This is a genomic window from Maribacter sp. LLG6340-A2 (assembly GCF_045057105.1).
Classification (GTDB): Bacteria; Bacteroidota; Bacteroidia; order Flavobacteriales; family Flavobacteriaceae; genus Maribacter.
Map to the genome: position 1 here is coordinate 415,732 of NZ_CP159332.1, position 22,939 is coordinate 438,670.

Annotated in this window: 15 protein-coding genes; 11 read left to right on the top strand and 4 right to left on the bottom strand. The window is 37.6% G+C overall.

The genetic code is table 11. The features are described from left to right. The first annotated feature begins 9 nt into the window (after positions 1-9). On the top strand, positions 10-762 hold the full coding sequence (locus tag ABVM52_RS01755) for an NlpC/P60 family protein (protein WP_405383114.1): 753 nt from the start codon (positions 10-12) through the stop codon (positions 760-762). Between the two features lie 46 nt (positions 763-808). Here ABVM52_RS01755 and ABVM52_RS01760 read toward each other — a convergent pair whose 3' ends face one another. Next, on the bottom strand, positions 809-2,071 hold the full coding sequence (locus ABVM52_RS01760) for a tetratricopeptide repeat protein (RefSeq protein WP_405383116.1): 1,263 nt from the start codon (positions 2,069-2,071) through the stop codon (positions 809-811). 39 nt (positions 2,072-2,110) lie between these two features. Beyond that, on the bottom strand, positions 2,111-4,645 hold the full coding sequence (gene gyrA, locus ABVM52_RS01765; protein WP_405383118.1) for a DNA gyrase subunit A: 2,535 nt from the start codon (positions 4,643-4,645) through the stop codon (positions 2,111-2,113). Positions 4,646-4,903: 258 nt separating this feature from the next. On the opposite strand from gyrA, the gene ABVM52_RS01770 reads away from it, so the two are divergent. Together ABVM52_RS01770 and ABVM52_RS01775 are read left to right on the top strand one after the other, a co-directional pair. Then, positions 4,904-7,456 (top strand): ATP-dependent Clp protease ATP-binding subunit, encoded by a 2,553-nt coding sequence (locus tag ABVM52_RS01770; protein ID WP_405383120.1) that lies wholly within the window; start codon positions 4,904-4,906, stop codon positions 7,454-7,456. A 203-nt stretch (positions 7,457-7,659) separates the two neighbouring features. Further along, positions 7,660-8,061: an STAS/SEC14 domain-containing protein gene (locus ABVM52_RS01775; protein WP_405383122.1), complete on the top strand. Its 402-nt coding sequence runs from the start codon at positions 7,660-7,662 to the stop codon at positions 8,059-8,061. Between the two features lie 8 nt (positions 8,062-8,069). Here the strand turns inward: ABVM52_RS01775 and ABVM52_RS01780 are convergent, their stop codons facing one another. Beyond that, on the bottom strand, positions 8,070-9,617 hold the full coding sequence (locus tag ABVM52_RS01780) for an NAD(P)H-hydrate dehydratase (protein WP_405383123.1): 1,548 nt from the start codon (positions 9,615-9,617) through the stop codon (positions 8,070-8,072). A gap of 266 nt (positions 9,618-9,883) precedes the next feature. Between ABVM52_RS01780 and thrA the strand changes: the two genes are divergently transcribed. The 8 genes from thrA to ABVM52_RS01820 all read left to right on the top strand — a co-directional run bounded on the left by thrA (position 9,884) and on the right by ABVM52_RS01820 (position 18,643). Next, on the top strand, positions 9,884-12,325 hold the full coding sequence (thrA, locus tag ABVM52_RS01785) for a bifunctional aspartate kinase/homoserine dehydrogenase I (RefSeq protein ID WP_405383125.1): 2,442 nt from the start codon (positions 9,884-9,886) through the stop codon (positions 12,323-12,325). Positions 12,326-12,346: 21 nt separating this feature from the next. Beyond that, complete coding sequence (locus ABVM52_RS01790) at positions 12,347-13,273, top strand: homoserine kinase (protein ID WP_405383127.1); 927 nt, start codon at positions 12,347-12,349, stop codon at positions 13,271-13,273. Between the two features lie 35 nt (positions 13,274-13,308). Then, positions 13,309-14,601, top strand: a complete 1,293-nt coding sequence (gene thrC / locus ABVM52_RS01795; RefSeq protein ID WP_405383129.1) for a threonine synthase — start codon at positions 13,309-13,311, stop codon at positions 14,599-14,601. Between the two features lie 98 nt (positions 14,602-14,699). After that, positions 14,700-15,788 carry a glycine cleavage system aminomethyltransferase GcvT gene (gene gcvT / locus ABVM52_RS01800; protein WP_405383131.1) on the top strand — a complete coding sequence of 363 codons (1,089 nt, stop codon included), beginning with the start codon at positions 14,700-14,702 and terminating at the stop codon, positions 15,786-15,788. Further along, positions 15,785-16,699, top strand: coding sequence for a glutaminase (locus ABVM52_RS01805; protein ID WP_405383133.1), 915 nt, complete (start codon positions 15,785-15,787; stop codon positions 16,697-16,699). The genes gcvT and ABVM52_RS01805 overlap by 4 nt, the downstream gene beginning before the upstream one ends. Then, positions 16,696-17,523, top strand: coding sequence for a sugar nucleotide-binding protein (locus tag ABVM52_RS01810; RefSeq protein ID WP_405383135.1), 828 nt, complete (start codon positions 16,696-16,698; stop codon positions 17,521-17,523). Before ABVM52_RS01805 ends, ABVM52_RS01810 begins: the two co-directional genes overlap by 4 nt. Positions 17,524-17,532: 9 nt before the next feature. Continuing rightward, positions 17,533-17,829, top strand: a complete 297-nt coding sequence (locus ABVM52_RS01815) for a 4a-hydroxytetrahydrobiopterin dehydratase (protein WP_405383137.1) — start codon at positions 17,533-17,535, stop codon at positions 17,827-17,829. A 103-nt stretch (positions 17,830-17,932) separates the two neighbouring features. Beyond that, positions 17,933-18,643 carry a YebC/PmpR family DNA-binding transcriptional regulator gene (locus ABVM52_RS01820; protein ID WP_405383139.1) on the top strand — a complete coding sequence of 237 codons (711 nt, stop codon included), beginning with the start codon at positions 17,933-17,935 and terminating at the stop codon, positions 18,641-18,643. Positions 18,644-18,714: 71 nt separating this feature from the next. Here ABVM52_RS01820 and ABVM52_RS01825 read toward each other — a convergent pair whose 3' ends face one another. Next, positions 18,715-22,899 carry a BspA family leucine-rich repeat surface protein gene (locus ABVM52_RS01825; protein WP_405383141.1) on the bottom strand — a complete coding sequence of 1,395 codons (4,185 nt, stop codon included), beginning with the start codon at positions 22,897-22,899 and terminating at the stop codon, positions 18,715-18,717. Between the last annotated feature and the right edge of the window lie 40 nt (positions 22,900-22,939).

Sequence of the window (22,939 nt, forward strand, 5' to 3'; positions counted from 1 at the left end):
ATTAGCTGCATGCAATACGGTATTTGTCACTTAAGCATTATTCCTGTACACAGTACTCCGGACGGGGTAGCCGAAATGGTTACACAACTTTTGTTCGGAGAGCATTTTAAAGTATTGGAATCCAGAAAAAATTGGTCAAGAATAAAGACGTTATTTGATAAATGCGAAGGATGGATTATGAACAATCAATTGGTATTTATACCAGAGGATGAGTTCAATGCCTTAAAAGATAATAAGGAGGTAAAGTTAGCATCAGAATTAATTACTTATGTAGAAGATGAGCATCATATCCTTACCCCAATCTTAATTGGATCCAGTATACCCAATACTCCTTCATTGCCTTTAACTTTCAATGGCGCTACTACAACTGATAAACAATCTAAGGAAACTATTGTTAGAACTGCTCTATTATACCTTAATTCCCCAGAATTAAAAGGAGGAAGAACACCATTTGGGATTGATGCTGCCGGATTTACCCAAATAATCTATAAAATTAACGGATATAAATTGTTAAGAACAGCTGAAAATCAATCTACACAAGGAGATGCCCTAAGTTTTGTGGAAGAGAGCGAGGCGGGAGATTTAGCCTTTTTTGACAACACCAACGGGGCAATTGATCATGTAGGTATCATCATGGAAAATAATTATATTATTCATGTCCACGGAAAGGTGCGTATTGATCGCTTGGACCACACCGGCATTTTCAATAACGATTTACGAACGTATACCCATCAACTGCGGGTCATTAAAAAAGTGATATAAAAAAAGGCCCTTTTTAGGGCCTTTAATTTTTATAGATGGTTAAGAATTATTCCCCTAACATCTTTTTCATTTTCATGAAGTTTTCATTATCTCCCATTGCTCCATAAATATTTTTCAATTGGATCATAATGTTTTCATTTTCAGGATTTGTTTTAAGTGCTTCTTCCAATACATCTGCACCTTGCTTAAACAAACTATCTTTTTTAACCTTTAACTCATCATATTTAGCAATATCGGCTCTTGAATTTCCCAATGAATTCATTTCATCTATCATACCATTACCTTCATTTACATAAGTGGTAGATAAGTTTAGGTATGCATTGGTATAATTTGGATCAATCTCAATTGCTTTCTTATATGATTTTCTGGCATCGTCATAATTTTCTTGCTCCATACTGATAACCCCAACATTATAGTGTAAATCTGCATTGTCCGGTGCCAAGGATATTGCCTGCGCCATTAATTCCTTGAACTTTTCCTTATCTCCTTGATTAAAGTAAAGATTAGCTTCGTTCAAAATTAAATTCACATCTTCAGGATCGTTTTTTCTAGCAGCTTTATAAGCTTCCAAAGCTTTTTCATCCTGACCTAATTGCGTGTATATTAAGGCAGTATTTTTAACGATTTCCGCTTTTTTAGAAGGTGTTTTCTCATCTATTGGATCCGTATATGTTCCAGATTTAACCATAAGATCACGTTGTACCTTATCCATCTCCTCTACTTCACCAGATGCCGTATTGGTAGCTTTGTAAACAACACCACCACCATCATAACCGATCTCTTGTAGTTTGTTATAGTAATCTAAAGCCATTTCATAATGACCTCCATTTACCGCACTACCCGCGGCATAATAAAGATATGATGTATCCTTAGGACTAAGGGTATAACTCATATACAATTTTTCTGCAGCTTCCTTGAAATTTTTATTACCGTTATCACTTACTGCAGAATTTACTAAATCTGCTGTTAGCGCTGCCATATACTGCTCTGTTTCACCAGTATATTTTTTCTTCCCAGAAGCTTCTTCTACCTCTAACACCTTTTTAAAGGCATCTGCAGATTTCTTAAAAGCATCATTATCTCCTTTTTTGGCCAAATCACTATAAATCTTACCTTTTGTAAAGTAATACTGAGCTTGCAATTTCTCATCTGCCGATGCTATGGTACCGGAAGCCGCCTCAATAGCAGTCTGAGCTGCCTGTGCATCTCCTCCTTTCAAAGCCTTTTCCGCAGTTTTTATTTCATTCTTTTGTGCAAATCCGACCGCAGTAAAGGCCAAAGCCGCAACAAGTAAAATCCTATTCTTCATTTTTAATATATTAATTATTAGTGTTTAAAATTTTGATGTTTATTCTTCAGAATCATCCGGTGAATCATTATCAATCTCCGTGCCATTATCCGTATTTACCTCAATATCAAGTATTTCAGATTCCTCCAAGTCATCTTCATCCTTCATAACCTTAGCAACAGCGGCTATGGAGTCATTACCTTTGATATTAATTAACCTAACACCTTGGGTTGCTCTACCCATAACCCTTAGGTCTTCTACACTCATACGAATAGCAATACCAGATTTGTTGATAATCATTAAATCATCGGAATCCGTTACATTCTTAATAGCTACAAGTCCACCGGTTTTCTCAGTAACACTTATGGTCTTGACACCTTTACCGCCTCTATTGGTAATTCTGTAATCTTCAATACTGGAACGTTTTCCATACCCTTTTTCTGAAACCACAAGAATTTCGTCTTCAAAATTATGCACGGATACCATACCTATTACCTCATCTTCATCATGGGCCAAGGTTATACCTCGTACACCAGAGGCATTTCTACCCATTGGCCTTGTTTTGCTTTCTTCAAAACGAATTGCCTTTCCTGATTTTAAGCCCAAGAATATCTGACTTGATCCTGTTGTCAATTTCGCCTCTAACAACTCATCGCCATCACGCACGGTAATTGCATTAATACCATTTTGCCTAGGTCTAGAATATTGTTCCAAAGAGGTCTTTTTGACCACACCTTTTTTTGTGGCCATTATGACATAATGTCCGTTTATATATTCTTCATCCTTTAAATCTTGTGTACAGATAAATGCCTTGACACTATCATCCTGCTCAATATTTATTAAATTCTGAATAGCTCTTCCCTTAGATGTTCTACTACCTTCAGGAATCTCAAATACCCGCATCCAGAAACATTTTCCTTTTTGGGTAAAGAAGAGCATATATTGATGATTGGTCCCTACAAATAAATGCTCTAAGAAATCTTCATTTCTAGTAGACGATGCTTTTTGACCTACCCCGCCCCTATTCTGTGTTTTATATTCCGTTAAAGGGGTTCTTTTGATATAACCTGCATGAGAAATGGTAATTACCACTTGCTCATCCGGAATCATATCTTCCATACTTAGGTCACCGCCTGCCAAATTAATTTCAGAACGTCTTTCATCTCCATACTTATCCTTGATTTCCAACAATTCATCTTTGATGATTTGCATTCTGCGTTCCTTCTTCTCAAGAATATCCTTTAAATCTGCAATCAAGAGCATTATCTCCTCATATTCAGACCTTAACTTATCTTGCTCTAGACCCGTTAGTTGGCGTAATCGCATTTCTACAATTGCCTTTGCCTGAATTTCACTAAGCTTAAAGCGCTCAATTAAATTGGCTCTAGCCTCATCTGCATTACTTGAAGCCCTAATAATTGCAATAACCTCATCAATATTATCCGATGCAATGATCAAACCTTCTAGGATATGGGCACGATCTTCGGCTTTTTTCAATTCAAACTGGGTTCGCCTAACCACCACCTCATGACGGTGTTCAACGAAGTAATGAATCATATCCTTAATGTTCAATAACTCTGGCCTACCGTTGACCAAGGCTATATTATTGACACTAAAAGACGTTTGTAATGCCGTGTACTTATACAGCATATTTAAAACGATATTAGGTATAGCATCTCTTTTCAAGATATACACAATACGCATACCGTTACGGTCAGATTCATCTCGTATATTGGATATCCCCTCAATTTTCTTGTCATTGACAAGTTCGGCAGTTTTCTTGATCATATCTGCCTTATTGACTTGATAGGGAATTTCACTTACTACAATGCACTCTCTACCCTGTACTTCTTCAAAGGTGGCCTTGGCACGCATCATTACACGCCCCCTACCTGTATGAAAAGCTTCCTTTACCCCATCATACCCATAGATAATACCACCTGTAGGGAAATCCGGTGCTTTGATGTAGGTAATCAATTCATCTATTTCAATATCATTATTTTCTATATAAGCAACCGTACCATCTACAACTTCAGACAAGTTATGTGGAGGCATATTGGTAGCCATACCAACCGCAATACCGGACGCCCCGTTCACCAGTAAACTGGGAACCCTTGTAGGCAATACGGTAGGCTCTTTCAAGGAATCGTCAAAGTTTAATTGATAGTCTACCGTTTCCTTCTCAATATCAATAAGCATGTCATCGGCAATCTTACGCATACGTGCTTCCGTATAACGCATTGCTGCAGGACTATCACCATCTATTGACCCAAAGTTACCTTGCCCGTCTACCAGCATGTAACGTAGACTCCATTCTTGGGCCATACGCACCATAGCATCGTAAACCGAGGTATCTCCGTGTGGATGATACTTACCTAAAACCTCCCCGACGATACGAGCAGATTTCTTATGGGAGCTATTACTTCTAACCCCTAATTCATGCATTCCAAACAAAACCCTTCTGTGCACAGGCTTTAACCCGTCCCTTACATCTGGAAGGGCCCGTGACACAATGACCGACATTGAATAATCAATGTAGGCAGATTTCATTTCATCCTCAATATTAATAGGTATTAATTTTTCACCGTCTGCCATTTAAAATCTTCTGTTTTTTAATTAGTAAAAAAGCATGCCAATATACTTAAATCCTAAGCGTTATAAGAATAACTAACTTTAATAATATTATAATTTATTAACAGTTGCGACTTAAATGTTAATTTTTAATTTATAGCCATAATTTTTGCCTTACAAACGCACATTTCAAGGGTTTTACAATAACTTTAACGATTATAGGTATGGTATTTGCCATTGATTGAAGGAGATTTAGTAATTTTATAGTTGATAATATAGTATATGGATGATAATTTTTCCCCAAGAGTTAAGGATGTAATTGCTTACAGCAAGGAAGAAGCATTGCGACTTGGTCACGATTTTATCGGTACCGAGCACCTTATGTTAGGGCTTCTTAGAGATGGAAACGGGAAGGCCATTAGCATTTTAGATGCATTGGAAGTTGATTTGGACCACTTACGAAGAAAAGTGGAAATCCTTAGTCCCTCCAATCCAAATGCTAGCGGTGTACAAAAAGATAAGAAAAACCTGCACTTAACAAGACAAGCTGAACGTGCCCTAAAAACTACTTTTTTAGAAGCCAAGTTATTCCAGAGCTCTTCGATAAACACTGCACACCTCTTACTTTGTATCCTGAGAAACGAAAACGATCCTACAACAAAGCTTTTACATAAACTAAAGGTAGATTATGACGGAGTCAAGGAACAATTTAAGTTTATGATTACCAGTGATGACGATATGGTAGATGGCCCTACGGCAGAATCTTTCCCAAGTGATTCTGAGGAATCCAATGAAGGTAAAGAAAGTACTTTTGGATCTACAGCAGGACAGAAGGGTACCAAAAAGTCTAAAACACCGGTATTGGATAACTTTGGAAGGGACCTTACCCATATGGCCGAAGAAAACAAATTGGATCCCGTGGTAGGTCGTGAAAAAGAGATCGAGCGTGTTTCGCAAATATTAAGTCGTAGAAAAAAGAACAATCCTTTGTTGATCGGTGAACCAGGTGTTGGTAAAAGTGCCATTGCTGAAGGTTTGGCATTGCGTATCGTCAACAAAAAAGTTTCCAGAATCCTTTATAACAAAAGGGTAGTTACCTTGGATTTGGCTTCTTTAGTGGCAGGTACCAAATACCGCGGCCAGTTTGAGGAAAGAATGAAGGCGGTCATGAATGAACTTGAAAAAAATGACGATGTTATTTTGTTCATTGATGAAATACATACCATTGTGGGTGCCGGTGGAGCTACTGGTAGTTTAGATGCCTCCAACATGTTTAAACCTGCTTTAGCCAGGGGTGAAATTCAATGTATTGGAGCAACAACATTAGACGAATACAGGCAGTATATTGAAAAGGACGGTGCATTGGAAAGAAGGTTCCAAAAAGTTATTGTGGAACCCACTTCTATTGACGAGACCATAGAAATACTACATAATGTAAAAGGTAAGTATGAAGATCACCACAATGTGACCTATACAGACGAGGCCATTGTTGCCTGTGTAAAGCTTACCAATAGGTATATGACAGACCGTTTTCTGCCAGACAAGGCAATTGACGCCCTAGATGAAGCCGGATCACGTGTACATATAGTAAATATGGATGTTCCAAAACAAATCCTTGAATTGGAAAAGAAGTTGGAAGATGTGCGTGAACTAAAAAATAGCGTTGTCAAAAAACAAAAATATGAGGAGGCTGCAAAACTACGGGATGATGAAAAGAGTCTGGAAAAAGAACTTGCCATAGCACAGGAAAGATGGGAAGATGAAAGCAAGCTGAATAAGGAGACCGTTAGCGAGGATAACGTTGCAGATGTGGTTTCTATGATGAGCGGTATTCCCGTTAACAGAATAGCACAAACAGAAAGTAACAAATTAGCGGAATTGCCCCAGCTCATTAAATCTAATGTTATTGGTCAAGATGATGCGGTTGCTAAAGTTTCCAAAGCTATACAAAGAAACAGGGCCGGTCTTAAAGACCCCAATAAGCCAATAGGGTCCTTTATATTTTTAGGACAGACAGGTGTAGGTAAAACGCAATTGGCCAAGGTTTTGGCCAAAGAACTTTTTGATTCTGAAGACGCTCTTATCCGTATTGATATGAGTGAGTATATGGAAAAATTCGCTATCTCTAGATTAGTGGGTGCACCTCCAGGATATGTAGGTTATGAAGAGGGTGGCCAATTAACGGAGAAAGTAAGAAGAAAACCATATTCCGTCATATTATTAGATGAGGTAGAAAAAGCACATCCAGATGTGTTCAATATGCTCTTACAAGTTCTTGATGATGGATTTTTAACCGATAGTCTTGGTCGTAAAATTGATTTTAGAAATACGATTATAATCATGACTTCCAATATTGGAGCCAGACAATTAAAGGATTTTGGACAAGGCGTAGGTTTTGGAACATCGGCCAAGAAATCACAGGAAGATGCCCATCAAAAAGGTGTTATTGAAAATGCACTGAAAAAAGCATTTGCCCCAGAGTTCCTTAATAGAATTGATGACGTTATCGTTTTCAATGCTTTAGAGAGGGCTCACATTCATCAAATTATTGATATAGAATTGGCTAAACTGTACAAGAGAATACAAGATATAGGCTATCATTTAAACCTTACAGACAGCGCCAAGGACTATATTGCCGAAAAAGGATTTGATAAACAATATGGAGCAAGACCTTTGAAAAGAGCCATCCAAAAATACATAGAGGATGCATTGGCAGAAGAGATCGTAAATTCTAAACTTAAAGAAGGTGATAGTATTTATATTGACCTTGATAAAAAAAGTGATGAATTGACCATAGATATAAAAAAGGCGGAAGAGAAATCTTCTAAAACCTAATTTTAATAATATATCATTTTAAAAAAGGAGTCCGTCACTGGACTCCTTTTTTATTGACAGATAATTATTCCGTAAGAATTAAAATACATTAATACCTTCCAAACGCAGTACGTACGATATTTATGTGTTTTAACTAATAATTTGCCCTAAAATTACACTTCAATTTACATTTGCTTTAGACACACTATATTAATACAAGCCGAATGAAAGTTGGATCAACCAAAAAAAAGAAGGTAGTAGTACGCGAGTACGAATTGGAAATAGGAAAAATACAAGTTTTTGATAATTATATGGTTTCCATCTTTGACGAAGGGGCAACCCTTACCCTAGAAAGAGCATATCAAATAATTGGTATTTCAGAAATTCATTTTAGAGATAAAAATTTTGGGTTTATAAGTTTACGCAAAAATTCTTTTGCCATTGACCCTACCATTTACAACTACTTAAAGCAATTGGACAATCTTAAAGCCTTTGCTATTGTTTCTATAAAAGAAATAGATATGCACAACTTTAAAATTGAAAAGTTATTCTATAAAAAACCCATGAAATTTTTCATTGAATATGAAAATGCCTTAAAGTGGGTTAAGAGAAGGGTCAACTCATAAACATATTGCTATGTTTCCGGCTCCGGCTCACTGGCTTGGGGTTGTTCCGGTATATGGAACAAATCAAGATACGAATTACCTAAATTATTTATAAGGTCTGACGCTATCATAGATTGATAGCCAGTTTTTTCAATTGCAATATCCCCTGACCTACCATGTAGATAGACACCAAATATTGCAGCTTCTAATGCCGTATAACCCTGTGCACGTAAGCCGGATATGATACCTGTCAAGACATCCCCCGTTCCCGCAGTAGCCATTCCAGGATTTCCGGTTGTATTTACGTACCCTTGATCATTTTGAATTACAATGGTATTTGCTCCCTTTATTACGACTACACACTGGTGTTTTTTGGAAAATTTTTTAACCTTGTCCAACTTGTCAAAATCATTTTTCCATTTCCCTATTAAACGTTCCAACTCCTTTGGATGCGGAGTTAAAATAGTATCCTTGGGGATAAATTGTAGCAAGTCTTGATTTTTTGATAAAATATTGAGCGCATCGGCATCTATCACCAATGGCTTCTCATTAATTTTTAAAAATTCAGCTAATGCAGATACCGTTTTATCATCGGTACCCATACCCATGCCCATACCAATTACCGTAGGTTCCAAAGTTAACTTTATGTCGGTTATCATTTCCTGATGCATATCCGTTAACACCATTATTTCCGGAAGAGCGGTCTGTATTATGGAATAACCAACTGCTGGCACATATGCAGTAACCAAACCACAACCGGCATGCAGTGCCGCCTTAGATGATAAACACACTGACCCTATTTTACCATAACTACCGCCTAAAATAAGAACATGCCCATACGTACCTTTATGGGCATACTTTTCCCGTGGCTTGTACAGGTTCAAAATTTCATTTTTACCAATTAATTCATATGCCGCAGGAGCGGTCCTTAAATATTCTTCATCTAAACCTATATCCAGAGCCTCCCACTGCTCCACATATGGTCCAGATTCAGGTAGGAAAAATGTCAATTTAGGCGCTTGAAAGCTTAAAACGTAGTTGGCACGTATAATCGCATCAAAATTAATTGGACTTTGATCACTGAACAGTCCAGAAGGAATATCAATGGATAAAATAAAAGCTTTAGAATTATTAAGGTGCTGAATTAATTTAATGACCCAATCATCTGGAGTTCTGTTGATTCCAATTCCAAAAATACCGTCCACAATAATATCATCTTTGCCTATTTCTGGTAATTCATCATCTGAATTCATAAAATTAGGCCAGCATTTACGCTCTTTTAACCTGGCCAAATTAATTAGAAAGTCCTCTGATCGTTTCTCACTATAATTAACTACATATACGTCTATATTGTATCCATGCTCCAATAAATGTCTAGCCAAGGCAATACCATCTCCCCCATTATTTCCTATACCACAGAACAAATGTATTTTTACTGGAGCTCCTTGCATTCGTAAATGCATCCAATTAAATAATTGTAATGATGCACGCTCCATTAATTGCTCGCCGGCTATACCTTGTTTTTCTGTGGTTATCTGATCTGCTTTATATATCTGATTTGCACTAAATAACTTCATTCTTTATGCTATTTTGAACTAAAAAGTAACGATTCCGTAAAAAATTGTGGAATCATTTGATTAAGATATCAAATGTACTACTTTTGATTTTCAACCAATAGTATTATGGACTGCGAAAAAACAGACATAACCATTAACATTACTTCAGTAACCAATTGCTATGGTTCTACAACCGCATGGTTCACCCTTAGGGGTTAAAAACTATATATCTCCGTTTCTGTGTTTAATTACACCATATCTTTTTAAAAAGTCAATATTTCAATAGCATGAAAGTTTTAAAATTTGGAGGTTCATCCGTAGCCAATCCTGAAAATATAATCAAAATAAAGAATATCATTTCTAAATATGAAGACCAAATTGTTTTGGTCGTTTCTGCATTTGGAGGTGTAACCGATCAATTGTTAGAAGCTGCACACTTAGCTTCAACACAAAACAAATCCTACAAAAATGTACTTGCCGCATTAGAGGAAAGACATTTAACGACCACAAAACAATTGCTACCCGTTACCGACCAGAGCAGGGTGTTAAGTAGGGTTAAAAGTGAAATAAACGAATTGGAAACCTTATTGGAAGGTGCTTTCTATATTGGGGAAATAACCCCAAGATTATCTGACAGAATAGTAAGTTTTGGAGAATTACTTTCCTCTTATATCATTAGCGAATATCTTAAAAGCGAGCAATTTAACGCTGAATTCAAGGATAGCAGGGAAATTATCATTACCCAGAAATCAAGTGGTAAAGACATGGTGAATTTCACCAAGACCAATGCAAATTGCGTTCAATATTTTAACGCCAGCAATGCAAAGGTTACGGTTTGTCCCGGGTTTATCTCAACTTCTGAAGAAGGGAATTCAACAACTTTAGGAAGGGGTGGTTCTGATTATACCGCTGCAATATATGCTGCAGCCCTAGATGCTGATATTTTAGAAATTTGGACAGATGTAAGCGGTATGTATACGGCCAATCCTAAAATGGTAAAACAAGCAAAGGCAATACCACACATTTCATATGAAGAAGCCATGGAGCTATCGCACTTTGGCGCAAAAGTCCTATACCCGCCAACCATACAACCCGTTTTGGCCAAAGGCATATCCATTAACATTAAAAACACGTTTGACCCTGAAGCCAGTGGAACATTAATTACAAAATCAAAGAATGAAAAAGGAAAGACGGTTAGGGGCATAAGCCATATTGCCAACATAGCCTTAATTTCTTTGGAAGGCCCAGGAATGGTAGGTATTCCTGGTATTTCCAAACGATTTTTCGAGGTTCTTTCCCAAGCGGACATAAGTGTTGTACTTATTACACAAGCATCATCGGAACATTCTATTTGTGTGGGTATTTCTGCTGATGATGAGGCAAAAGCCGTACAAATCGTCAACGAAGCATTTGAATATGAAATTGAAAGGGGACGAATTAAAACTGTTGTTCCAGAAAAAGATTTGGCCATTGTTGCCTTGGTAGGTGACAACATGAAAAGCCACCAAGGGCTTAGCGGTAAAATGTTCAGTACCTTAGGTAAGAATAATGTAAATATTCGCGTAATTGCCCAAGGCGCTTCTGAAAGGAACATTTCATGTATTATTGACCAAAAAGATGTTAAGAAGGCTTTAAATGCCTTACATGAAGAATTTTTTGAAGAAAACATTAAACAGCTTAACCTATTTGTAATGGGTGTTGGTAACGTTGGTGCTAAATTTCTAGAGCAGATTAGGTCGCAACGCAAGTTTTTGAAGGAAAATTTAAAATTGAACATCAGGGTTATTGGCATGTCTAATTCTAGAACTATGCTTTTTGATGAAAAGGGAATCGATTTAAATACTTGGCAAGAAAAGTTGGCCGGTGGTCAAAAGGCAGACAAGACCCAATTTCTAGAGTTGGTGAATTCCTTAAATTATAGAAATAGCATTTTTGTGGACAATACGGCAAGTGAAGATGTATCCACCTCATACAGCGAATATTTAGGGAATAGCATATCCGTAGTAACCTGTAATAAAATTGCATGTTCATCGGCTTACGAAAATTATGCTCATTTAAAATCCCTCGCAAGAACCTACAACGCACCATTTTTATTTGAAACTAATGTTGGTGCGGGATTGCCTATTATAGACACCCTAAAACATCTCATTGCGTCCGGAGATAAAATTTTAAAAATTCAAGCCGTTTTATCCGGTAGTTTAAATTTTGTGTTCAACAATTTTAACGACGCTACCACCTTTCATGATGTGGTGAAACAGGCCCAGGAAGAAGGGTATACAGAACCGGACCCTAAAATAGATTTAAGCGGTGTAGATGTGATGCGAAAAATATTAATTTTAGCAAGGGAGAGTGGCAATGTTTTGGAAATTGGTGACATAAAAAATAATTCTTTTCTTCCCGAGGAAAGTTTACAAACTACCAATAACGAAGACTTCTTTGCTTCATTGACAAAACACGAACAACATTTTCAAGACTTATATACTAGTGCTAAAAACGCCGATAGCAAATTAAAATATGTAGCTCAGTATGATAATGGCATTGCCAGTGTAGGTCTTCAAGAGATTCCTAAAGGACACGATTTCTATAATTTGGAAGGCAGTGATAATATTGTATTGTTTTATACAGAACGCTATCCTAACCAACCAATGATTATTAAAGGAGCTGGTGCGGGAGCAGATGTTACGGCATCGGGAATTTTTGCGGATATTATTAGAATAGGAAATTTTTAATTCGCATAAACCGTTTTGATCATGAAAGAGAACGAAATTAAAGTTTTTTGTCCCGCAACGGTTGCCAATATTTCTTGTGGGTTTGATGTTTTAGGCGTTGCATTAGATGCTGTTGGAGATGAAATGACCATTAGAAAGGTAGCGAAAAAAGGCATAAAAATCACTAAAATAACCGGTCAGGATTTACCAATGGAAACCCTAAATAACGTTGCAGGGGTTGCCGGTAACGCTTTTTTATTGGCTGCGGACTATGATGGTGGTTTTGAAATAGAAATTGACAAAAAAATAAAACCTGGCAGCGGTATAGGTAGTAGCGCAGCAAGTTCAGCCGGTGCCGTATGGGCCATGAACCACCTTTTAGGAAGTCCTTTCAGCAATACTGATTTGGTGAAATTTGCAATGGAAGGAGAACGGCTGGCAAGTGATGTTGCCCATGCGGACAATGTAGCACCTGCCATTTTTGGAGGTTTTACTTTGGTACGCAGTTATAGTCCGTTAGATATAATTACCGTTCCGGCACCATCAGACTTATATATTACGATCATTCATCCACAGATTGAAATAAAGACCTCAGATTCCAGAAAAATTTTAAAGACAACGATCTCCATGGAAACTGGAATTAAACAATGGGGTAATGTTGGTGGCTTGGTTGCCGGTCTTTTTAAAGAAGATTATGCACTTATTGGCAGGTCTTTGGAGGACCACATCGTTGAACCTATACGCTCAATTCTAATTCCTGGTTTTGACGAAGTAAAAAAAGTTGCTTTGTCCGCCGGTGCCCTAGGTTCTGGTATTTCTGGATCGGGACCCTCAATCTTTGCGTTTAGTAAAGGTGAGGATACGGCCATTAAGGTAGGTAATGCCATGAAATTGGTCTATGACAAAATTGGCATAGCCTACGAGATTCATGTTTCAAAAATAAATAAGGACGGTGTTAGACCTAAATAGTTAACACCCTTTTTCATAAATAAAAAAATATCATCTTGAAATACTATAGTTTAAACGGCAAAGCGCCAATTGTATCATTTGATGATGCCGTAGTCAACGGTATTGCACCGGACAAGGGATTATATTTTCCTGAAAAAATTAATCCTTTACCCCATTCTTTTTTCGAGGATATTGATCAATTATCCCATGAAGAAATTGCTTTTACCGCAATACGGCAATTCGTAGAAGAAAAAATTCCTGATGATATTTTAAAGAATATCCTTAAAGAAGTTCTGGATTTTGACTTTCCGGTAGTAGATATTACATCCAATATTGGCACATTGGAGCTTTTTCATGGCCCAACCATGGCCTTTAAGGATGTTGGAGCAAGGTTTATGGCCCAATGCCTTGGGTATTTTTCTCGTTCCCATAAACAAGAGGTTACCGTATTGGTCGCCACTTCAGGAGATACGGGAGGCGCAGTTGCCAATGGTTTTTTAGGTGTAGAAGGCGTAAAAGTGGTTATATTATACCCTAGCGGTAAGGTCAGTGATATTCAAGAAAGACAATTAACCACCCTAGGTCAAAATATTACTGCGTTAGAGGTAGATGGTACTTTTGATGATTGCCAAGCAATGGTCAAAAATGCATTTTTGGACAAAGATTTGTTGGATCATATGAAGTTGACATCGGCAAATTCAATCAATGTTGCCAGATGGCTTCCACAACTTTTTTATTTTTTATTCGCTTTTAAGCAAGCTAAATCCAAGGGCAAGGAAATAGTATTTTCTGTACCATCGGGAAATTTTGGAAATATTTGTGCTGGCTTTGTGGCACAGCGCTTAGGAATGCCGGTGAAACATTTTATTGCTTCTACCAATGTTAATGATACCGTTCCACAGTTCATGAGAACAATGGAGTATAGTCCAAAACCTTCTACAGCCACTATATCCAACGCTATGGATGTTGGCGATCCAAGTAACTTCATACGTATACGTCATTTGTTTCAAGATAATTTTGAAAAATTAAAAGAGAACCTCACCTCCTACTCGTTTACAGATGAGCAAACTAAAGAAGCCTTAAAGGAAATCTATAACATCAATGAATATGTAGCCGACCCACATGGTGCTGTAGGATATTTAGGGCTGAAAAAATATCAAGAAGAGCACCCTAAAGTTTACGGTATATTTTTGGAAACCGCCCATCCTGTAAAATTTTTGGATGTGGTTGAGGAAACATTATCGGAAAAATTGGAAATTCCACCCCAAATATTACGGGTAATGGGAAAGAACAAAAAATCTATCAAAATAGGTACCTACCAAGAATTAAAGAACTTTTTAATGAAATAAGTCAAAACTAGCGTTAACTATATTTTCCTAAATAGGTAATTTGCCAGAATTGCTTCTATTTATTTTCGATAAATTTGTAAGGTCGATAAATATAGAAGATGAAAAATACCGCACTTACCACAACCCATGAATTATTAGAAGCAAAAATGGTTCCTTTTGCAGGATATAATATGCCTATTTCCTACGAAGGCGTTAATGCCGAACACGAAACGGTACGAAATGGTGTTGGAGTGTTTGATGTTTCCCATATGGGGGAATTTTTAATATCCGGCCCAAATGCGTTGAAGCTTATACAGAAAGTTACTTCCAATGACGCTTCCAAGCTAACAATTGGGCGTGCACAATATAGCTGCCTACCCAATGAAACAGGCGGAATTGTTGATGACCTTATTGTATATCGTATTAAGGAAGACCAATATTTATTAGTGGTAAATGCTTCCAATATTGATAAAGACTGGGCACATATTTCCAAATATAACGAGGAGTTCAATGCCGAAATGCGGAATATATCCGAAGGGTACTCCCTACTTGCCATTCAAGGACCAAAAGCTGTTGAAGCTATGCAATCCTTGACCTCCATAGACCTATCTACCATTAAATTTTATCATTTTGCGGTGGCTGACTTTGCCGGTATAGACCATGTTATTATTTCTGCTACGGGCTATACAGGTTCTGGCGGATTTGAAATTTATTGCAAGAATGATGAGGTTAAACAAATTTGGGACAGGGTTTTTGAAGCGGGAGTCGAATATGGCATAAAACCGATTGGCTTGGCCGCTAGGGACACATTACGTCTAGAAATGGGATATTGCTTATATGGAAATGATATTGATGATACCACTTCCCCCTTTGAAGCAGGCCTAGGTTGGATAACAAAATTTACAAAGGATTTTGTAAACTCGGACGCATTGAAGAGGGAAAAGGCCCAAGGACCGGATAGAAAATTAATTGCATTTGAACTTGATGAACGGGGTATACCAAGACATGGGTACGATATTGTTGACAATAATGGAAAAACTATAGGTAGGGTAACTTCCGGAACAATGTCCCCATCTATGGGCACGGGTATAGGCTTAGGATATGTTCCTCCTGTATTTTCAGAGATTGGAAGTAAAATCCTTATCCAGATACGAAAAAAAGCAATACCTGCAACCGTAGTTAAATTGCCGTTTTATAAAGCCAAATGATAGACTATCAGCGTATACTTAATGCAATACATCAAACTGCACAAAAAACGGAAGACCGTGGCAAAATAGCAGATTACATCCCAGAATTGGCAAAAGTAGACATGCACAAATTTGGTATACACTTGGTAAATATGAACCAAGAAAATTTTTGTGCCGGTAACTCCAATGAAGGGTTTTCCATACAAAGTATCTCTAAGGTTTTTACACTTACCATGGCCCTTGGCTTACTTGAAGAAAAACTCTGGGAACGAGTAGATGTGGAACCATCTGGCGACCCCTTCAACCATTTATCCCTGTTGGAGTTCGAAAAGGGAATTCCCAGAAATCCCTTTATAAACCCTGGTGCCATTGTTGTTGCAGATGTTCTGGTTTCTCACTTAAAAAATCCCAAGGATGAATTTTTAGCGTTCGTTAGAGACATTGCGGATGATGATACCATAGATTATGACAGTACTGTAGTTTCTTCAGAAAAACGGACAGGTTACCATAATTATGCAGCTGCCAATTTACTTAAGTCGTTCAATAATTTGGAAAACGACGTAGAGACCGTGCTAGATTTTTATTTTCATCAATGCTCCCTTACAATGAGCTGCGCACAATTGGCCAATACCTTCTTTTTATATATTAATAATGGCAAGTGCAGAAGAAAAAACACACATTTAACTAGCGGTCAGGTAAAACGTATTAACGCCTTAATGCTTACATGTGGTTTTTATGACGAAGCGGGTGAATTTGCCTTTGAGGTAGGTCTGCCCGGTAAAAGTGGTGTTGGCGGAGGCATAGTAGCCCTTCATCCCAATAAATTTTGTGTGGCCACCTGGTCCCCAGGTTTAAATGACAAAGGAAATTCCAAACTTGGTATGCTTGCATTGGAAAAATTAACAACAGAAACTGAACTATCCATTTTTTGAAATTAGACACCAAAAAAATATTGATTCTTGGCGGTAGTGGATTTATTGGAAACGCGATTTACAAAGAGCTTTGCAATTATTTTGACACTTACGCCACCTATTGCCATGCCGCAAATACTTATGCGGACAACAAACAATTTATACACTATAATCTAGAAGAAGACGATATTGTTGAGCTGCTGGAGGATTTACGGCCACAAATTATCATATCTGCTTTGCGCGGTAATTTTGCGGCCCAGGTCATTGCACATGAACACGTATTGGAATATGTGTCCAAAGTAAACTGTAGAATATATTTTATTTCTTCTGCCAATGTTTTTGACGCCTATAGTAAATACCCGTCCTATGAGATGGACAAGACATTGAGCGAAAGTATTTTTGGCAGATTAAAGATTAGAATAGAGAATATGCTACTACGGCTCCCAAAGGAGAAAATGGTAATTTTGAGGGTTCCTATGGTTTTTGGTAATAGCTCACCCAGAATCCGTGAAATGAAAAAAGCAATTTTAAACAATGAACCGGTAGAGGTATTTCCTAACTTAATATTAAATGTTACCAATGACGATAAGGTTACCCAACAAATTCATTATCTTATCAATAGAAACAAAACGGGTATTTATCATTTGGGCAGCAATGACTTAACGCATCACGAAGATTTTATAAAAGAAGTTTTAGAACGTGTAGGTAATTTTAACCCTATCTTAAAAAGGGTTTACACCACCAATGAGGACAGATATTTGGCCGTTTTACCCAAAACCAATAAACTACCAAAGAATTTACAGTTTACCTACCAGGATATAATTGATCATCACGTACTTAATTAAAACAATCATATGAAAGAAATAGAAAAATTTACAGATGAACAAATTGCCGATTATCTAGGTCAATTAGATGGTTGGGAATATATAGATGGTGCCATAGAAACTACTTTTGAATTCAAGGATTTTAAAGAAGCGTTTTCAGTAATGACCCATATTGCTTTTGAATGTGAAGCTCAAAACCACCACCCAGATTGGAGCAATGTATACAAAACTTTGAATATTAGGTTAAGTACGCATGACGCCAACGGGGTTACCGAAAAGGATTTTGCCCTTGCACGAACTATTGAGGATATCATTGAGAGCGATTAATAAATCATTAATTAAAATGTAAACCATTATTTGTACTAACAATTGAGTTTCCAATTTTTGAACATCGGCTGTTTTTGTACATTTGTTATTAAAATAATTTATCATGGGAAGAGCTTTTGAATTTAGAAAAGCACGTAAAATGAAAAGATGGTCCGCAATGTCCAAAGCCTTTACACGAATAGGCAAGGATATTGTAATGGCCGTAAAGGAAGGCGGACCCGATCCAGATTCCAATGCTCGGCTAAGGGCGGTTATACAAAATGCCAAGTCCGTTAATATGCCCAAGGACAATGTTGAGCGTGCCATAAAAAGGGCCAGTGACAAAAGTTTAGGGGATTACAAAGAAGTCTTGTTTGAAGGCTATGCACCACACGGTATAGCAGTGTTGGTAGAAACCGCCACCGATAACAACACAAGAACTGTGGCAAATGTTAGAAGTTATTTTAATAAATGTAACGGCAATTTAGGTACTTCTGGATCCGTAGAATTTATGTTTGACCATACGTGTAACTTTAGAATTCCTGCAGAAGGTATTGACCCAGAAGAGCTAGAACTGGAACTGATAGATTTTGGTGCCGAAGAAGTCTTTGTAGATGATGACGGAATTTTAATTTATGGCCCATTTGAAAGCTTTGGTGCCTTGCAAAAAGAATTGGAAAACCGAGAAATAGAAATATTATCATCTGGTTTTGAAAGAATACCCCAAGTAACAAAAGCGTTGTCTGAGGAAGAAGCTGCTGATGTGGAGAAACTTTTAGAAAAGTTGGAAGAGGATGATGATGTACAGAATGTGTACCATTCTATGCAGGAATAAATTTTATAGAAAATTTACAATAAAAAAGGAGACCAAATTGGTCTCCTTTTTACTTTCTAAATGCTAAATTTCTATTGCCGTTGAATTAACATCTGTTGTTGAAATTCTCCTCCTGAGATATCCCTAGTTTTGACAAAATAGGTGCCTACGGGCATTTCTTGCACATTTACCGGAGTACCATCTGTATCTATTTCGCCACCTTTAATTGTTCTTACCAATCTACCGGTAACGTCAAATATTTGAATGGTACCTACTGTTGTTGGTTTTGTAAAATTAAAGGTCGTCTCTATAGTTGCAGGGTTTGGATATATTTCTAAATTATTTTCTGATTTTGTTTCGGTAAAACTTTTACCTGAACTTCCACTACTAAGGTTTATGACCTCTAAGTTATCATATAAAGCTTTACCTGCATTTTGTTGTGCATAGTTACTAAAGAACCAAAGATCAATAGTAGTTAAACCTACTGGTACCGCAAATGTGGTTTCATAGGTGCTCCAAACATTCGTAAAAGTTCTTGAACCTAAAGAATTATTAGGAGTATTGTTTGGATTAATCTCTACCCTTGCCGTACCTGTAACGCTCTTTCCATCAACACTAATAAATAATTGGTCTCCTTCGTTGATACCATAATCCGATAACTGTATTGCTATTCTGTAAGTTCCCCATGGTTGACCACTGTCAACATTACTAACTTCTAAAGCACAACCACTGCCATTGGTATCAACTGCAGTACCCGCAACATTATCTACCCCTAAGGCCACTGTGCCAGAAGGTAAAACTATAGAAGCGTCTTCATTTGGTAAATCATTAGGGCAAGCACTGGATGAACAAGATGCTTCTGCTATTTCCATATTAGAACAGTTGCCGGCGTTACCGCCAATAATAGTATACCCTCTAACAATACCAGGATTACATATTGCGTCTATAGCACAATTAGACAATACTTCGTTGCTAGTAATGTATAAATCCCCAATTCGCCTAACGGAAGCAAGACCCTGTATATCAGTTAGGGCTTCATTATTACTGATCGTCAAATCACTCCACACATAGATTAGATTGTCCAGTCCGTCCAAATTCTCAAGTGAATCATTATGGCTAATATCCAATAGCACTCCCACATTAAATAATGATGAAAGTCCACCAATATTATTTAGTTGGTAATTATGTCTGAGATAAAATTCTCCAAGTACTTCGGTAAGTGAGTTTAATCCGTCCAAATTTTCAAGCTGATCGTTATTATAAATAACTAGATCACCTTCTACTTTGGTAAGGGAAGAAAGTCCATCAACATTAACCACTGAACTGCTAAGAATTCTTAAATCACCCCATAGTTCGGTAAGTCCGTACAAACCGTCCAAATTGGTGACCGTTCCACTGATATAGATACCACCCTCAAAATGGCAATTTGCAATATCAAATGTACTAGCAAAGTCATCTACTTGCTGTTGGGTATTAAGTTCTACTTTAGTTGTAGGACATGCGCTATTTGGACAGGCACTTCCCCCATCATTAATTATCCAACCATATTCTTGAATTAAGGTATGACGAGCCTCTTCACTGAGACAATATTGATTCTGCGGTGCATCAAAGACTACATTGCTTTCTTTGGGGCTAGAACCCCAACCAATCAAGGTCTTGTCGTAATTTTCGTTAGACATACCGCTATTTACCAACATCCCTGTCATATCACTTCCATAGCGAGGCATTAAACTTAGGTCTTGATCAAAAGACGTTGCATCTTTGAACATATTAATCATTGTTGGAGTTCTTTCTGAATAACCCCAACTAACAGGTTGATTAAAAGATGTTGCCCCCTCAAACATACCGTCCATATTAAATAATGTTCCAAATGACCAATTACTAATATCTTGATTAAATAGTTCAGCCCCTGCAAACATATAGGCAACACCAAAAGCAAAACCCATATCCCAATCATTGAACTTAGAATTACCAACTAATGATTTACAGTCTTTGAACATAGCTCTATAATCTTGTGCAGGCGATGGTACATCAAGTGCAACAACATCTAAATTAGAACACCCTTCAAAAGCTGAAACCATACTTATCCATCTTATATCACCCCATTGTTCTATACTGAGTATTTTATCCTTATCCCCTGATCCATTAAAATAAATATGTGGAAAATCTCCTATTATGGATACAGTATAGGTGCCGGGCACGGCATATGTATGCGTTGCATCACCCGTAAAGCCAGATTCAGTACTACCATCGCCCCAATCTACAGCATAATTAAAACTATCAGGACTCCATCCTAATCCATTAAATTCACCACCAGTAATTGTTGGTATTGTAATTTGATTATTTGCAGAAACGCCTGGGTTATCTGTTTTCCATGTAGTTACAAATGCATTGCTGAAATCCAGAACCTCATCATTTACTTTACGCACCACTAAATTGTCATACATCGCATTACCTGCGTTTTGCTGTGCATAGTTGCTAAAGAACCAAAGGTCTATGGTAGAAAGGTTAGAAGGCACGCTAAAAGTTGTTTCATAATGTTCCCAGCTACTACCAAAACTATGAGCTCCCAAAGAATTATTGGGTGTATTGTTAGGGGTGATTTCCAAGCGTGCCTGGCCGGTAAGACTCTTACCTTCAACAGCGATAAAAAGTTCGTCTCCCGCTACTATACCATAGCTGGCTAAATCTATGGCTATGCGGTAACTACCCCATGGTTGCCCTGTATCCGCATTCTCGACTACCAAAGCACAAGAGCTACCATATGTACCGATTGCAGTACCTGCTACATTATCTACCCCTAAGGCTCTTGTGCCAGAAGGTAAAATTATAGATGCATCTTCATTGGGTAGATCATTAGGGCAAGTAGTTACACAGCCTTTACCTGCATCATTGATTGTCCAACCAAAATCATCAATCAATGTTTGACGAGCCTCTTCACTGATACAATATTGATTCTGCGGTGCATCTAAGACTACACCGCTTTCTCTGGGATTAGAGGCCCAACCAATCAAGGTCTTGTCGTAATTTTCGTTAGACATGCCGCTATTTACCAACATCCCTGTCATATCACTACCGTACCGTGGCATTTGACTTAGGTCTTGATCAAAAGACGTTGCTCCTTTCAACATATTTACCATAGTTGGTGTTCTAGCCATACCTTCAAAACTAAGAGGTTGATTAAACGAAGAGGCACCTTCGAACATACTGTCCATATGCATGGTTGTCCCCAAATGCCAATTGCTTATTTCTTGATTGAATAACTCGGCCCCTGCAAACATGTATGCCATTCCAAGAGAATTACCTACATCCCAATTATTGAAAGAATAGTTTCCTATCAATGATTTACAATCTTGAAACATAGCGGTATAAGTAAATACATTAGCCGTATTGGGAATATCGGTAGCAATAACATCAAGATTTGTACAGCCTTTAAATACATTACTAAAATCTTGCCATACAATTTTACCCCATTTTTCTACTGTAAGAATTTTATCCTTATCTCCTGCCCCATTAAAATAAATGTTTGGAAATTCACCAATGATGGAAACAGTGTAGGTACCAATATTAGAATACGTATGCGTGGCATCACCAGTAAACCCAGATTCAATGGTACCATCTCCCCAGTCCACACTATAATTATAACCGCCTATATCAGAAGTTGGTATGGTTATTTGATTATTTGCAGAAACGCCAGGGTTATCTGTTTTCCATGTGATAACAAACGCATTACTGAAATCCAACACCTCGTCATTTGCCTTACGTACCACTAGATTGTCATACACTGCATTACCTGCGTTTTGCTGTGCATAATTACTAAAGAACCAAAGGTTTATAGTAGTAAGGTTTGAAGGCACACTAAAAGTTGTTTCATAATGTTCCCAGCTACTACCAAAACTACGAGCTCCCAAAGAATTATTGGGTGTATTGTTAGGGGTGATTTCCAAACGTGCCTGGCCAGTAAGACTCTTACCGTCAACAGCGATAAAAAGTTCATCTCCCGCTATAATACCATAGTTGGCTAAATCTATGGCTATGCGGTAACTACCCCATGGTTGCCCTGTATCCGTATTCTCGACTACCAAAGCACAAGAGCTAGCGTTGGTGTCGGTTGCCGTGCCTGCTACATTATCTACCCCTAAGGCCACTGTGCCAGAAGGTAATACTATAGATGCATCTTCATTTGGTAAATTAGGGTTACATTGTTGGCCGTAACTATTTGCCACTAAAAAGACGGCAAATATCATACTACAAAATACTTTAGTTTGGTTGATCATGATTATATATGTTGGTTGTACATTTATTGGTGTAAGAAAA

Coding starts and splice junctions, on each gene's coding strand:
- ABVM52_RS01775 (WP_405383122.1), top strand. CDS start 7,660: ATGAAAGTTGGATCAACCAAAAAAAAGAAGGTAGTAGTACGCGAGTAC.
- thrA (WP_405383125.1), top strand. CDS start 9,884: ATGAAAGTTTTAAAATTTGGAGGTTCATCCGTAGCCAATCCTGAAAAT.
- ABVM52_RS01790 (WP_405383127.1), top strand. CDS start 12,347: ATGAAAGAGAACGAAATTAAAGTTTTTTGTCCCGCAACGGTTGCCAAT.
- ABVM52_RS01760 (WP_405383116.1), bottom strand. CDS start 2,071: ATGAAGAATAGGATTTTACTTGTTGCGGCTTTGGCCTTTACTGCGGTC.
- gcvT (WP_405383131.1), top strand. CDS start 14,700: ATGAAAAATACCGCACTTACCACAACCCATGAATTATTAGAAGCAAAA.
- ABVM52_RS01755 (WP_405383114.1), top strand. CDS start 10: ATGCAATACGGTATTTGTCACTTAAGCATTATTCCTGTACACAGTACT.
- ABVM52_RS01780 (WP_405383123.1), bottom strand. CDS start 9,617: ATGAAGTTATTTAGTGCAAATCAGATATATAAAGCAGATCAGATAACC.
- ABVM52_RS01815 (WP_405383137.1), top strand. CDS start 17,533: ATGAAAGAAATAGAAAAATTTACAGATGAACAAATTGCCGATTATCTA.
- ABVM52_RS01770 (WP_405383120.1), top strand. CDS start 4,904: ATGGATGATAATTTTTCCCCAAGAGTTAAGGATGTAATTGCTTACAGC.
- ABVM52_RS01825 (WP_405383141.1), bottom strand. CDS start 22,899: ATGATCAACCAAACTAAAGTATTTTGTAGTATGATATTTGCCGTCTTT.
- ABVM52_RS01805 (WP_405383133.1), top strand. CDS start 15,785: ATGATAGACTATCAGCGTATACTTAATGCAATACATCAAACTGCACAA.
- gyrA (WP_405383118.1), bottom strand. CDS start 4,645: ATGGCAGACGGTGAAAAATTAATACCTATTAATATTGAGGATGAAATG.
- ABVM52_RS01820 (WP_405383139.1), top strand. CDS start 17,933: ATGGGAAGAGCTTTTGAATTTAGAAAAGCACGTAAAATGAAAAGATGG.